This is a genomic window from Caballeronia sp. GACF4 (assembly GCF_023631025.1).
Taxonomy (GTDB): domain Bacteria; phylum Pseudomonadota; class Gammaproteobacteria; order Burkholderiales; family Burkholderiaceae; genus Caballeronia.
This window is the reverse complement of record NZ_JALQDW010000007.1, coordinates 189,175-203,120: the sequence shown is the minus strand read 5'-3', so window position 1 is coordinate 203,120 and position 13,946 is coordinate 189,175. Positions and strand designations below refer to the sequence as shown.

Below are 13,946 nucleotides of genomic sequence, written 5' to 3'. Positions count from 1 at the left end.
CTCAGGCAGGCTTGCCCCAGCTATCGCGCAAGCTGACGATACGGTTGAACACCGGCTTGCCCGGTTGCGAATCCAGACGGTCCGCGACGAAATAGCCGTGGCGCTCGAACTGGAAGCGGTCTTCGGCGCTGGCTTCGCGCGCGCTGGGTTCCAGGAACGCATTGACGATGCGCTTCGAATCCGGATTCAACGCATCCAGAAATTCCGCGCCACCCGCGCCCGGTTGCGGCTCCTTGAACAGGCGGTCGTAGATCCGCACTTCGGCCGCGTAGGCCGTCGCGGCGCTAACCCAGTGGATCGTGCCCTTGACCTTGTACGCGTTCGCGCCGTCCGTGCCCGACTTGCTGTCCGGGAAGTAGTTGCAATGCACGGCGATCACCTTGCCGTTCTCGTCCTTGTCCGCGCCCGTGCACTCCACCACGAAGCCGTACTTGAGCCGCACCTTGTTGCCGGGGAAAAGGCGGAAGTAGCCCTTCTGCGGCGTTTCCTGAAAGTCTTCGCGTTCTATCCACAATTCGCGCGAGAACGGGAATTTGCGCGTGCCGCGTTCAGCATGATGCGGATGCACGGGCGCGCTGCATTCCTCGCTTTGTCCTTCCGGATAATTGTCGATGATGAGCTTGAGCGGATCGAGCACCGCGATTGCGCGCGGGGCTTTCTCGTCGAGATCGTCGCGCAGCGCGCCTTCGAGCACGCTCATGTCGATCCACGAATCGACCTTGGTCACGCCCACGCGCTCCACCATCAAGCGGATGCTTTCCGGCGTGAAGCCACGGCGGCGCACGCCCACGATGGTCGGCATGCGCGGGTCGTCCCAGCCGTCCACGTGATTCTCCTGCACGAGTTGCAGGAGCTTGCGCTTGCTCGTGATGGCATACGTCAGGTTCAGGCGCGAGAATTCGATCTGCTGCGGCAGCGGACGCGCGAACACGCCGTCGTCGGCGAGTTGCGCCAGGAACCAGTCGTAGAGTGGCCGGTGATCCTCGAACTCCAGCGTGCACAGCGAGTGCGTGATGTTTTCGAGCGCGTCCGATACGCAATGCGCGTAGTCGTACATCGGGTAGATGCACCACTTGTCGCCCGTGCGGTAGTGGTGCGCGAAGCGGATGCGGTAGATGACCGGATCGCGCATGTTGAAGTTCGGCGCCGCCATGTCGATCTTCGCGCGCAGCACGTGCTCGCCTTCCTTGAACTCGCCCGCCTTCATGCGGCGGAAGAGGTCGAGGTTTTCATCGGGCGTGCGGTCGCGATACGGCGAGTTGATGCCCGCTTCGGTTGCCGAGCCGCGCGTGGCGCGCATTTCCTCGGCGGTCTGGCTATCGACGTAGGCCTGGCCTTTCTTGATGAGCAGCTCGGCGCATTCGTACAGCTTGTCGTAGTAGTCGCTCGCGAAGTATTTGTGTTCGCGGCCGTCCTTGTTCCACTCGAAGCCTAGCCACTCGACCGCGTCGATGATCGAATCCACGTACTCGACGCTTTCCTTCTCGGGGTTCGTGTCGTCGAAACGCAGATGGCATACGCCGCCGTAATCCGCGGCCAGCCCGAAGTTCACGCAGATGCTTTTCGCGTGACCGATATGCAGATAACCGTTCGGCTCGGGTGGGAAGCGGGTCTCGACACGCTGCGACCACTTACCTGAACGGTTGTCGTCTTCGATGATGTTGCGAATGAAATTGGATGGCGCCGGGGCGTCGTTGCGATCGGTGTTCATGCGAAAAGAAGTGCCAACGGATGCGCTCGCGTGTGATCGGTTCGGGAAACGTTCCTCGCGGCTCGGAACGCGTTCGAATGCTAGGTATATCGGGATGATTCTACCTTACGCAACCCGCGCGGGCAGGCGCTCGCGGGTTTCGCCGATGCCGCCTTTCCATGCGCTGCGGATCGGCCTGCATATTCCGGCTCCCGCGTTACACCTGTGAAGCACTTATTCGGTCACCGTAACGAGGGTAACGGAAGGTAAATCGCGTTGTGGGCGGGGCGCGCGGGCTTTTATGATCGGCTCGCCGGTCGGGTTGCAAGCCGGCAAGCGGTGCGACTACAAGACATCACAACGACAACACAACGACAACACAGGGAATTCGACCATGAACAAGATCATCAAGCTCGCGGCGGTGGCCGCGCTCGTGACGAGCCTCACAGCCTGCGCGGGCGTGTCGCGTCAACAGGCTCACGCGGCCATCGGCGCGGGCGCGGGCGGGGCGCTCGGCTACGTGCTCACGGGCGGGCCGCTCGGGACCATCGCCGGGGCGGCGGCGGGCGGGCTGATCGGCGCGGGAACGCGTTGATACCGGCGTATCGCGCTCAAATCACCTTGCCCTTTCGCAACTGCGTAATGCGCGCATCGTCGTAACCGAGCACGTCCTTGAGCACGCTCGTGGTGTGTTCGCCGAGCATCGGCGGATGCGTGCGTGCTTCGGGCGGCGTCGCGCTCATCTTGATGGGGCTTGCCACGAGCTTCACGTCGCCGCCTTCCGGATGCGGCAGATCGATACGCATCCTGCGCGCCAGCACTTGCGGGTCGTCGAACACTTCGCCGAGATCGTTGATCGGGCCGCACGGCACGCCCGCCGCTTCCAGCGCGGCGAGCCATTCGTGCTTGCCGCGCGTGGCGACCATGTCGGCGAGAAGCGGCACGAGCACGTCGCGATTGCGCACGCGTGACGGGTTCTTCGCGAAGCGCGGATCGTCGGCGAGATGCGCGCATGCGCCTGCCTCGACGAACTTGCGAAACTGCCCGTCGTTGCCGACCGCGACGATGATCCAGCCATCGCTCGTCTGAAACGTCTGGTACGGCACGATGTTCGGATGCGCGTTGCCCCAGCGCACCGGCGGCTTGCCGCTCGCGAGATAGTTGGTGTTCATGTTGGCGAGCATGGCGACCTGCACGTCGAGCAGCGCCATGTCGATATATTGCCCTTCGCCCGTGCGATCCCGGTGCGAGAGCGCCGCCAGCACGCCGACTGTCGCGTACATGCCGGTCATGAGGTCGGCGATGGCGACGCCTGCCTTTTGCGGACCGCCGCCGGGTTGTCCGTCGCGCTCGCCGGTGATGCTCATGAAGCCGCCGATGCCCTGAATGATGAAATCGTAGCCCGCGCGCTCCGCATATGGCCCGGTCTGCCCGAAGCCTGTTACCGAGCAATAGACGATATCCGGCTTCACTTCTTTCAGCGATTCATAGTCGAGCCCGTACTTCTTCAACTGACCGACCTTGTAGTTCTCCAGCACGACATCGCTTCGAGCGGCCAGCGCGCGCACGATCCGCTGACCTTCGTCGCTCGCGATATCGACCGTTACCGAGCGCTTGTTGCGATTCGCCGCGAGATAGTAGGCGGCCTCGCGCGTGTCTTCGCCATCGGGCTTCTTGAGATAGGGCGGGCCCCAGTGACGGGTGTCGTCGCCGGTTTCGGGCCGCTCGATCTTGATGACCTCCGCGCCCAGGTCGGCGAGCGTCTGCGCGCACCACGGTCCCGCGAGCACGCGGGTCAGGTCGAGTACGCGGATATGGCTGAGTGCTCCCATGCGTCGTGTCTCTCGTCTCGGATCTGGTTTCTGACCACGCGACTGTCGCATAGAACGGACGGGCGCGCGAGGGCGCTTTATCCGTTGCAGACGCCTGCCGCGCCCCGGTTCGGCACCGCGAATCCCGTATAATCAAAAATTACTCGGAATAGCCTTAAGTCTTGCCGAAACCCGCATCAGAAGGGCTTCAAACGGGCTTTACCAAGGCTTCGTCAGAAAACCAGCAGAACACGCAAAACGCCCCGTACGCCATGAAAGCCGCCGAAATACGCGAGAAATTTCTGAAGTTTTTCGAATCGAAGGGACATACGATCGTCCGTTCGTCGAGCCTCGTGCCGGGCAACGACCCGACGCTGCTCTTCACCAACTCGGGCATGGTCCAGTTCAAGGACGTGTTCCTCGGCGCCGAAGCGCGGCCGTACTCGCGCGCAACCACCGCGCAGCGCAGCGTGCGCGCGGGCGGCAAGCATAACGATCTGGAGAACGTCGGCTATACGGCGCGGCATCACACGTTCTTCGAGATGCTCGGCAACTTCTCGTTCGGCGACTACTTCAAGCGCGACGCCATTCACTACTGCTGGGAGCTGTTGACGAAGGTCTACATGCTGCCGCCGGAAAAGCTCACCGTCACGGTCTATCAGGAAGACGACGAAGCGTACGCCATCTGGGAAAAGGAAATCGGCGTGCCGGCGGAACGCATCATCCGCATCGGCGACAACAAGGGCGCGCGCTACGCATCCGACAACTTCTGGCAAATGGCCGACACCGGACCGTGCGGTCCGTGCTCCGAAGTGTTCTACGACCACGGTCCGGAAATCTGGGGCGGCCCGCCGGGGTCGCCGGAGGAAGACGGCGACCGCTTCATCGAGATCTGGAATCTCGTGTTCATGCAGTTCAACCGCGACGCGCAAGGCAACATGACGCCGCTGCCCAAGCAGTGCGTCGATACCGGCATGGGCCTCGAACGTCTCGCCGCCGTGCTGCAGCACGTGCACAGCAACTACGAGATCGACCTCTTCCAGACGCTCATCAAGGCCGCGGGCCGCGAGACCCATACGGCCGATCTGGAAAACAACTCGCTGAAGGTCATTGCCGACCATATCCGCGCGTGCTCGTTCCTGATCGTCGATGGCGTGATTCCCGGCAACGAGGGCCGCGGTTACGTGCTGCGCCGTATCGTGCGCCGCGCCATTCGTCATGGCTACAAACTCGGCCGGCGCGGCTCGTTCTTCCACAAGCTCGTGCCGGACCTCGTCGCGGAAATGGGCGCGGCTTACCCCGAACTTGTCGATGCTCAACAGCGCGTCACCGATGTGCTGCGGCAGGAAGAAGAGCGCTTCTTCGAGACCATCGAGCACGGCATGTCGATTCTCGAAGGCGAACTGGCCGAACTCGACAAGAAGGGCGTGAAGCAACTGGACGGCGAACTCGCGTTCAAGCTGCACGATACCTACGGCTTCCCGCTCGATCTCACGGCCGACGTATGCCGCGAACGCGGCGTGACGGTGGACGAGCCCGCCTTCGACGACGCCATGGCGCGTCAGCGCGATCAGGCGCGCGCGGCGGGCAAGTTCAAGCTCGCGGCCGGCCTCGAATACTCGGGCGCCAAGACCACGTTCCACGGCTACGAGAAGGAAATCTTCGACGACGCGAAAATCATCGCGCTGTATGTGGAGGGCGCGTCGGTGAACGAGGCGCAAGCGGGCCAACAGGCGGTCGTCGTGCTCGATCACACGCCGTTCTATGCGGAATCCGGCGGTCAGGTGGGCGATCAGGGCGTGCTCGCGAATGCCTCCGCGCGCTTCGCGGTGGCAGACACGCTCAAGGTTCAGGCCGATGTCGTCGGCCACCACGGCACGGTGGAGCAGGGCACGCTCAAGGTCGGCGACGTGGTGAAGGCGCAGATCGACGCCATCCGCCGCGCGCGCACCGCACGCAATCACTCGTCCACGCACTTGATGCACAAGGCGTTGCGCGAAGTGCTCGGCGGACATGTGCAGCAGAAAGGCTCGCTCGTCGACGCCGACAAGACGCGCTTCGACTTCGCACACAACGCGCCGATGACGGACGACGAGATCCGCCGCGTCGAGCAGATCGTCAATCAGGAAGTGCTTGCGAACGCGCCGGGCGTCGTGCGCGTCATGTCTTACGACGAAGCGGTGAAGGGCGGCGCCATGGCGCTCTTCGGCGAGAAGTACGGCGACACGGTGCGCGTGCTGGACCTGGGCTTTTCGCGCGAACTCTGCGGCGGCACACACGTGCAGCGCACGGGCGACATCGGCCTCTTCAAGATCGTGATGGAAGGCGGCGTGGCGGCGGGCATTCGCCGTGTCGAAGCCATCACGGGCGACAATGCCGTGCGCTATGTGCAGGAGCTAGATCAGCGTATCAACGCGGCGGCGGGCGCCCTCAAGGCACAACCGTCCGAACTCACGCAGCGTATCGCGCAGGTTCAGGAGCACGTGAAGTCGCTGGAGAAGGAACTGGGCGCGCTCAAGTCGAAGCTCGCATCGAGCCAGGGCGATGAACTCGTTTCGCAAGCCGTCGATGTCGCGGGCGTTCAAGTGCTCGCCGCGCAACTCGAAGGCGCGGACGTGAAGACGCTGCGCGAAACCGTCGACAAGCTGAAGGACAAGCTCAAGAGCGCGGCTATCGTGCTGGCTTCCGTCGAAGGCGGCAAGGTCAGTCTCATCGCGGGCGTGACGGCGGATGCATCGAAGAAGGTCAAGGCGGGCGAGCTCGTCAACTTCGTCGCGCAGCAAGTGGGCGGCAAGGGCGGCGGCCGTCCCGACATGGCGCAGGCGGGCGGCACGGAACCGGCCAAGCTGCCGGCCGCACTCGCAGGCGTAACAGGCTGGGTGCAGCAGCAGCTTTAAAGCGCGGTGGAAGTGCTTGAAACGGTCCGGTCGGCGAAAGTCACCGGGCCGTTTTTCATTACAGCCTGTCAGGCACATCTCGTGCATCTTCTCCGGTACTTTCAACCAAAAGGGGAGAACAAACATGAACCACAAGATTGCATCGATCGTGCTGGCTGGCGCAATGATCGCCGCCACGGGCGCAGCACAGGCCAAGGGATGTCTCGAAGGCGCGGCAGTCGGCGGCGTGGCGGGACACGTCGCGGGCAAGCACGGCGTGGTGGGCGCGGCGGGTGGCTGCGCGATCGGCCATCACGAAGCGAACAAGAAGGACAAGGCCGCGCAGCAAGCCAACGCCGCCAGCGGCACGACAGCGAAGTAAGCGCAGCCTCGACCCAAGTTATTGTTTACGCCATAAAGCGCGCCGCCGGCTTCGGTGGCGCGCTTTTTCGTCAGATGACATGTTGAATTGGAGCGGCGCGCTGACGGCACCACGTCGTCAATGCTCGTAGCGGCAACGCGCAATCAAGACCGATAGCGCAATCGTTCGACGCTGCCCGTCGGTATCCTAAGTGTCCCGCGATTAGAACGGGCGCGGCACACGATCTATCGCTCAATCGCATTCGAATCATGCACGGCGCGATGCGGATAAAATGAGCGGACTGCTTGCACGGCACGCAACGATGGCGACCACGCGATCTTCACTCGTCCCGGGTCACGAAGCTCGTGCAGCGCCTTCTACCAGTCTTCCAGCGAATTCCATGACCGCGCCGAACGAATCCATCCAGCACTTCGCCTCCGACAATTACGCGGGTATCTGCCCCGAAGCGCTCGATGCGCTCGTCAAGGCCAACACCAGCGGCCACGAACCTGCTTACGGCGACGATTCCTGGACCGCGCGCGTGTGCGACCGCATCCGCGATCTGTTCCAGACCGACTGCGAAGTCTTCTTCGTCTTCAATGGCACGGCGGCCAATTCGCTTGCGCTGGCGTCGCTGTGCCAGTCGTATCACTCGGTCATTTGCCACGAGCTCGCGCATATCGAAACCGACGAGTGCGGCGGCCCCGAATTCTTCTCCGGCGGCTCCAAGCTTCTGACCGCCAAGGGCGAGAACGGCAAGCTCACGCCCGATGCGATCGAGGAACTCGTCACCCGACGCGCCGATATCCATTATCCGAAGCCGAAAGTCGTCTCGCTCACGCAATCGACGGAAGTGGGCACGGTCTATACCGTCGAGGAAGTGCGCGCGATTGCGGCCATCGCCAAGCGGCGGCATCTGACCGTGCATATGGATGGCGCGCGTTTCGCCAACGCGGTCGCCACGCTCGGCGTGCATCCGTCGAAGATTACTTGGCGCGCGGGCGTCGACGTGCTGTGCTTCGGCTGCACCAAGAACGGCTTGCCGGTCGGCGAAGCGGTCGTGTTTTTCGACAAGGCGCTTGCCGTGGATTTTGCTTACCGGCTGAAACAGGCGGGGCAGCTTGCATCGAAAATGCGCTTCATCTCCGCGCCGTGGCTCGGCTTGCTCGATAACGATGTCTGGCTGCGCAACGCGCGTCACGCCAACTCAATGGCGCAATCGATGGCCGAGCGTCTCGCGAATATTCCCGGCGTGCAGGTGCTCTTCAAGCCGGAATCGAACGCGGTGTTCGCGGAATTGCCGCCGCACGTCGCCACCGCCTTGCGCGCGAAAGGCTGGAAGTTCTATCAGTTCATCGGGTCGGGCGGCTGCCGCCTGATGTGCGCATGGGACACGCGCGAGGACACCGTCGAGCGCTTCGCCGACGAAGTCCGCGCACTCGCAGCGATCAACCGCTGATGCAGCCGCTGCCGACGATGAGCAAACCGCAACCCACGCGCCGCGCGGACTATCCGCACTTCCTCACCATCAGCACGCGCTGGTCCGACAACGATGTCTATGGTCATATCAACAACGTCGTCTACTACAGCTACTTCGATACCGTCGTGAACGAGTATCTGCTGCGCTCGGGCGTGCTCGACTTCGCGGGCGGCGAGACGATCGGGCTCGTCGTGGAAACGCGCTGCAATTTCTTCGAGTCGGTTTCGTTTCCCGATCTGATCGATGCGGGCTTGCGCGTGGAAAAGCTCGGCACGACGAGCGTGCGCTACGAGGTCGGCATCTTCACGCAAGGCGCAAAGAGCGCGGCGGCGCAGGGCCATTTCGTGCATGTCTATGTGAACCGCATGACGCGCCGGCCGGTGCCTTTGCCCGAGCGTCTTGTCGATGCCTTGAAGCCGCTCGTCAACGCTTGAGGATTGTTCCGTGCTTCAGTGGTTCAGCGTGAGCCTGCTCAACGGCGTGAGCGTCGGGCTGCTGCTCTTCATGCTCTGTGCGGGCCTCACGCTCATCTTCTCGATGCTCGGCGTGCTCAACTTCGCGCACGCGAGCTTCTATATGCTCGGCGCGTATGTCGGTCAGGCGCTGGCTTCGTATGGCGGATTCTGGCTGGCACTCGTCGTGGCGCCTTTGATCGTCGGCTGCGCGGGGGCGTTGTTCGAGCGCTTTCTGCTCAAGCGCGTGCATGCGCGCGGCGCGCTCGCCGAGTTGCTGCTCACGTTCGGCGCGGCCATCGTGATAGGCGAGGGCGTGAAGCTCGTATGGGGGCTCGGACCGTTGCCCGCGACGATTCCCTCCGTGCTCGAAGGGCCGCTCTTCACCTGGTACGGCGCCGCGTTTCCACGCTACCGCGTGTTCATGATGCTGCTTGCCATCCTCATGCTCGGCGCGTTGCATGTCGTGTTGCGCGTATCGAAGACGGGGCTCGTGGTGCGCGCGGCGCTCACGCATTCCGCGACCGTCGAAACGCTCGGCCACGATGTCCCGCGCGTCTTCACGACGGTGTTCGCCGCCGGCACGGCGCTGGCGGCGCTCGCGGGCGTGATCGGCGCGCCGCTTGCCGTGCTCGAACCGTCGATGGCCGACGCCGTCGGTCCCATCGTGTTCGTCGTCGTGGTCATCGGCGGGCTGGGCTCGCTTTCGGGGGCGCTCGTCGCGTCGCTCTTGATCGGCTGCGTGCAAACATTCGCCGTGGGCACGACGGCATCGGCGGGGAGCATTGCTGCCTGGTTCGGCGTGCGTTTGCCGGACGCTTGGGCCGCGCTCAGCGTCGCGCAACTCGCGCCCGTGCTGCCGTACCTGTTGCTCGTCGCGATGCTGGCGGCGCGTCCACGCGGACTTTTCGGTGAAGAGACGGGCGATGCTTAAGTCCCTCGCGCCGTGGCTCGCACTCGTCGCGGCGCTTGCGCTACCGCCGCTTTGCTTCGATCGATCCTGGCTGCTTGCGTATCTCGCGCAGACGGCGACGCTCATCGTCTTCGCGCTCTCGTACAACTTGCTGCTCGGGCAGACGGGCTTGCTTTCCTTCGGTCACGCGGTTTATGCGGGGTTCGGCGCTTTCGCCGCCGCGCATGTGTTCAATCGCTTTGGCGTGCCGTTGCCATTGCTGCCATTGATCGGCGGATGCTTTGCGGTGCTCGCGGCCATCGTCTTCGGCGCGATCTCGACGCAACGCGGCGGCACGGCTTTCGCGATGATCACGCTAGGCATCGGCGAATTGGTTGCGGCAAGCGTCTGGCTCGTGCCGGGCTGGTTCGGCGGCGAGGGTGGCGTGGCGATCGATCGCGCGAGCGGCGCTGCGCTCTTCGGATGGACATTCGGCCCGTTGCGGCAGGCGTATGCGTTGATCGCGTGCTGGTGTGTCGTGTCGGCTTGCGCGATGTTCGCGTTCTCGCGCACGCCGCTTTGTCGCCTCGCGAACGCCGTGCGCGACAATCCCGTGCGCGCGGCGGCGATAGGCGCGTCGCCACGGCGCGTGCGCTTCACGATGCTCGTCGTATCCGCGTTCTTCGCGGGCATTGCAGGCGTGTTGTCGCTCGTGAATGTCGAACTGGCATCGGCGGAAAGCGTCGGGCTTGCGAGATCGACGAGTGTGCTGGTGGCGACGGTCATCGGCGGGACCGGAAGCTTCTTTGGGCCGATTGCCGGGGCGGTGCTGCTCACGTTTTTCAGCGTGGCGGTGGCGAGCGTGTCCGCTGCCTGGCCGATGTATCTCGGACTGTGCTTCGTGTGGGTGATCGTCGCGGCGCCCGATGGCGTCGCTGGCTTCTTCACGCGCATGCGCACGCGCCCGCTTCGTTCGACCATGTATGCCATGTCGAGCACGCTGGCGTTCGGTGCGGCCGTGGTCATCGCGGTGGAGACGCTCTATGCGCGACAAGCGGATGCAAGCGCGTTGCCGCACGGCGTTTGGTGGATCGCGTTGCCTTGCTTGGCGCTCGGCGTTGGGCTCGCGTGGATCGATCGACGGGCGCGGGGCGTGCGATGAACATGGGTCTTGAACCGCGTGAGTTCGGCGAGCGCTTCAGGGCGATCTTTGCCGCTGGCCGCAAAGGGTACACGCCATGACCATCGCCCTCGAATTGCGCGGCATCGCGAAACGGTTCGGGCCGACGCGCGTTCTGCGCGGTATCGATCTGCAAGTGCAAAGCGGCGAACGTCATGCGCTCATCGGCCCGAACGGCGCAGGCAAGTCCACGCTCTTCGACACCATTTCCGGGCGCACCAAACCCGACGAAGGGCGCATCGTGGCGATCGGTATCGACATCACCGGTCGCGCGCCGCAACGCATTAGCCGAATGCTTGCGCGCAGCTTCCAGACGACGAGCGTCTTCACCGGCTTGAGCGTGCTCGACAATCTGCGTTGTGCGGCGTTGGGCTCGGCTTCGTCGCGCAGGATCGATCGCTGGCTGCCGTCGCGCGCGCTCGAAGACCGCGCCCGCGCCATGCTCGATGCCATCGGCCTGGCCGCTCACGCCGACGTACCCGCCGCACGGCTCACGTATGCCGAACAGCGCGCGCTCGATCTAGGCATCGCGCTTGCCACCGATGCGCCGCTCATTCTCCTCGACGAACCCACGGCGGGGATGAACCGCGCGGAGGCATCGCGCGCGCTGGCGCTGATTCGGGCGACGACGCAAGGGCGCACGCTCGTCGTCATCGAGCACGACATGGACGCGGTGTTCGGCCTCGCGGATCGCATCTCCGTGCTGGTTCAAGGGCGCGTGATCGCTACCGGCACGCCTGCGGCGATTCGCGACGATCGCGCGGTGCGCGAGGCGTATCTGGGGGAATCGCGATGAGCGCCGGGTTGCGTATCCACGATCTGCGCGCGTGGCATGGCGCGGCACAGGTGCTGCACGGCGTGAACCTGTCGATAGCCGAAGGCGAGATCGTCGCGCTCGTGGGCCGCAATGGTTCGGGGCGCTCGACGCTCGCGAAGTCCATCATGGGCCTCGTGCGCTGCGAGGGCGAGATGCGGTTTCGCGATGCATCGCTCGTCGGGCTGCGGCCGTTTCGCATCGCGCGCATGGGAATTGGCTACGTGCCTGAAACGCGCGATGTGTTTCCGGGCTTGAGCGTGCGCGACAATCTCGTGCTCGGCGAGCGTCCGGGCACGCGCTTCAGTGTGGACGATGCTTATCGCCTCTTCCCCGTGTTGCGGGAGCGCGCGCGAGTGAAGGCCGGCGCGTTGTCGGGCGGCGAACAGCAAATGCTGGCGCTGGCGAGAACGCTGGCGGGCGATCCGTCGTTGGTGGTCATCGACGAACCCGGCGAAGGGCTCGCGCCGCAAGTGCTGACGCAAGTGGCGGCCTGCCTCGCGGGTCTGCGCGAACGCGGCGTGGCCATACTGCTGATCGAAGAGCGCCTGACGATCGCGCGCATGCTCGATGCGCGCGTCGCGGTGATGGGGCACGGCGCGGTTCAGTTCGACGGGGCGTTGGGGGAGCTGGAAACACGCGCCGATGTGCAGCGAGAATGGCTGTCGGTGGGTTAACTCACTCCTTGCTATCCCGCTCCACGATCCATTCATGCTTCGGATCGTTTTTAAAGTGCCACGTGCGCTTATCGCCCGCCATCACGTTGAGATAATAATTATCGTAGCCATAAGGCACGACGACCGGATGATACCCACGCGGCACCATCACCACGTCGCGGTTCTCCACCGCCAGGGTTTCGTCGAGATCGCGCTCGTCGGTATAAACACGCTGAAACGCAAAGCCCTGCGGCGGATTCAGCCGATGGTAATAAGTCTCCTCCAGCGAACTTTCGACAGGCACGTTGTCGTGATCGTGCTTGTGCGGCGGATAGCTCGACGCATGGCCGCTCGGCGTACGAACTTCGACCACGAGTAACGACTCGGCAGCCTCGGTCTGCGGAAGAATATCGCATACGTGTCGCGTATTCGCGTTCTTGCCGCGCGTCGAACGCTTCATTTGCGAGGGCTCGATGAGTCGCGGCGGATACACGCCCGTCGCCGGCGCGCTCGCCACACCGAGTTCCGTTTCGCGCTCCGCCCGCACGATTGCCGCGAGCTTCGGCGGTACGTAGACGGCATAGGGCGCGGCGTCTTCGAACACACTGTCGCGCGAGCCGATGGACTGCCAGTGCTCGTCGCCCGCCTCGACGCTCACCGTGCCCGTCAGCACGACGATGCAGCTCTCGCGCCCGGCGTCGTAGACATGCAGCACTTCACCTTCTTCCAGCCGGTACGCCGCGAAGCCGACATGCTTCCAGCCAGCGGATTCCGGTGTCACACGCGCGATCGTCTGGCCTTCGCGCGATGCCTTCACTAACAGGCTCATGCCGTCTCCTTGAATGTGGCATCGACAAGTGTGCGCAACGTGCGATAACCCTTGTCGGCATACTGGTAACTCCGCGCGATCACCGGGTCCTGCTCCGCTTCCACGACGAGCCAGCCGTCGTAATCATGCTCGGCCAGACACGCGACGATGCCGGGATAATCCACCGCGCCATCGCCCGGCACGGTGAAGGCGCCGTTGATGACCGCATCGAGAAAACTCCAGTTGCGATTGCGCGCCAGCTTCACGATCTCCGGGCGCACGTCCTTGCAATGCACATGGCACACGCGCGCAATATGCTTGCGCAGCGTGGTCAATGCGTCGCCGCCCGCGAAGGTGATGTGACCCGCATCGAAAAGAAGGCCCACCGCGTCGTTGGTCTCCGCCATCAGACGGTCGACGTCCGCGGGCGTCTCCACATACGCGCCCATGTGATGATGATAGGCGACCCGAACGCCTCGTGACAGCGTGTATTCCGCGAAACGATTCAGCCGCTCGGCATACTGTTGCCACTGCGCATCCGCAAGAAAACGCGGGCGCTGATAGAGCGGACGCGGCGCGCCTTGAATGGAATTCGCCACTTCGCCATAGACCATCACCTTCGCGCCGTTTTGCGCGAGCAAGTCGAGATGGGCACCCACGGCTTCGATCTCTTCTTCCGCGCTGCGCTCGGCGAGTCTGCCCGAGTACCAGCCCGACACCAGCGCGAGGTCGTATTGCGCCAGCAGCGTCTTGAGCGCCTGCGGCTCGCGCGGAAACTTGTTGCCGAGTTCGAAGCCTTCGTAACCGATCCGCCGGCCTTCGGTCAGCGCGACGGACAAGGGCGTCTCGCCGCCGAGCGATGGCAAATCGTCGTTCATCCACGACAAGGGATTGATTCCGATCCGTACGTGCAAAGACATGTGCGC

At 63.9% G+C, this 13,946-nt stretch carries 13 protein-coding genes; 9 read left to right on the top strand and 4 right to left on the bottom strand.

Annotated features, from left to right (window positions below; all coding sequences use genetic code 11):
• Position 1: 1 nt before the first annotated feature.
• Complete coding sequence (locus tag NCR40_RS09100) at positions 2-1,711, bottom strand: glutamine--tRNA ligase/YqeY domain fusion protein (RefSeq protein WP_244825698.1); 1,710 nt, start codon at positions 1,709-1,711, stop codon at positions 2-4.
• Between the two features lie 373 nt (positions 1,712-2,084).
• On the opposite strand from NCR40_RS09100, the gene NCR40_RS09095 reads away from it, so the two are divergent.
• On the top strand, positions 2,085-2,285 hold the full coding sequence (locus NCR40_RS09095; protein ID WP_244825697.1) for an ornithine carbamoyltransferase: 201 nt from the start codon (positions 2,085-2,087) through the stop codon (positions 2,283-2,285).
• A 16-nt stretch (positions 2,286-2,301) separates the two neighbouring features.
• Here NCR40_RS09095 and NCR40_RS09090 read toward each other — a convergent pair whose 3' ends face one another.
• Positions 2,302-3,522, bottom strand: coding sequence for a CaiB/BaiF CoA transferase family protein (locus NCR40_RS09090; RefSeq protein ID WP_250509270.1), 1,221 nt, complete (start codon positions 3,520-3,522; stop codon positions 2,302-2,304).
• Between the two features lie 251 nt (positions 3,523-3,773).
• On the opposite strand from NCR40_RS09090, the gene alaS reads away from it, so the two are divergent.
• The 8 genes from alaS to NCR40_RS09050 all read left to right on the top strand — a co-directional run bounded on the left by alaS (position 3,774) and on the right by NCR40_RS09050 (position 12,233).
• A complete protein-coding gene (gene alaS / locus NCR40_RS09085) occupies positions 3,774-6,398 on the top strand; it encodes an alanine--tRNA ligase (RefSeq protein WP_250509269.1) in 2,625 nt (874 codons plus the stop codon).
• A gap of 124 nt (positions 6,399-6,522) precedes the next feature.
• The gene (locus NCR40_RS09080; protein WP_244825693.1) at positions 6,523-6,759 is read left to right on the top strand and encodes a hypothetical protein; all 237 of its coding nucleotides are present in this window, start codon (positions 6,523-6,525) and stop codon (positions 6,757-6,759) included.
• Between the two features lie 400 nt (positions 6,760-7,159).
• Entirely contained in the window at positions 7,160-8,197 is a 1,038-nt protein-coding gene (locus NCR40_RS09075; protein ID WP_250509342.1) for a threonine aldolase family protein, read from the top strand.
• A gap of 17 nt (positions 8,198-8,214) precedes the next feature.
• Positions 8,215-8,652: an acyl-CoA thioesterase gene (locus tag NCR40_RS09070; protein ID WP_244825692.1), complete on the top strand. Its 438-nt coding sequence runs from the start codon at positions 8,215-8,217 to the stop codon at positions 8,650-8,652.
• Positions 8,653-8,722: 70 nt separating this feature from the next.
• Positions 8,723-9,604: a branched-chain amino acid ABC transporter permease gene (locus NCR40_RS09065; RefSeq protein ID WP_250509341.1), complete on the top strand. Its 882-nt coding sequence runs from the start codon at positions 8,723-8,725 to the stop codon at positions 9,602-9,604.
• Complete coding sequence (locus NCR40_RS09060; RefSeq protein ID WP_250509268.1) at positions 9,597-10,724, top strand: branched-chain amino acid ABC transporter permease; 1,128 nt, start codon at positions 9,597-9,599, stop codon at positions 10,722-10,724. Before NCR40_RS09065 ends, NCR40_RS09060 begins: the two co-directional genes overlap by 8 nt.
• A gap of 76 nt (positions 10,725-10,800) precedes the next feature.
• Positions 10,801-11,538 (top strand): ABC transporter ATP-binding protein, encoded by a 738-nt coding sequence (locus NCR40_RS09055; protein ID WP_250509267.1) that lies wholly within the window; start codon positions 10,801-10,803, stop codon positions 11,536-11,538.
• Positions 11,535-12,233, top strand: a complete 699-nt coding sequence (locus tag NCR40_RS09050; RefSeq protein WP_244825686.1) for an ABC transporter ATP-binding protein — start codon at positions 11,535-11,537, stop codon at positions 12,231-12,233. Before NCR40_RS09055 ends, NCR40_RS09050 begins: the two co-directional genes overlap by 4 nt.
• A gap of 1 nt (position 12,234) precedes the next feature.
• Here the strand turns inward: NCR40_RS09050 and iolB are convergent, their stop codons facing one another.
• Both iolB and iolE read right to left on the bottom strand, forming a co-directional pair.
• Positions 12,235-13,041, bottom strand: coding sequence for a 5-deoxy-glucuronate isomerase (gene iolB, locus NCR40_RS09045; RefSeq protein ID WP_244825684.1), 807 nt, complete (start codon positions 13,039-13,041; stop codon positions 12,235-12,237).
• On the bottom strand, positions 13,038-13,940 hold the full coding sequence (gene iolE, locus NCR40_RS09040) for a myo-inosose-2 dehydratase (RefSeq protein ID WP_250509266.1): 903 nt from the start codon (positions 13,938-13,940) through the stop codon (positions 13,038-13,040). The genes iolB and iolE overlap by 4 nt, the downstream gene beginning before the upstream one ends.
• Positions 13,941-13,946: the final 6 nt, after the last annotated feature.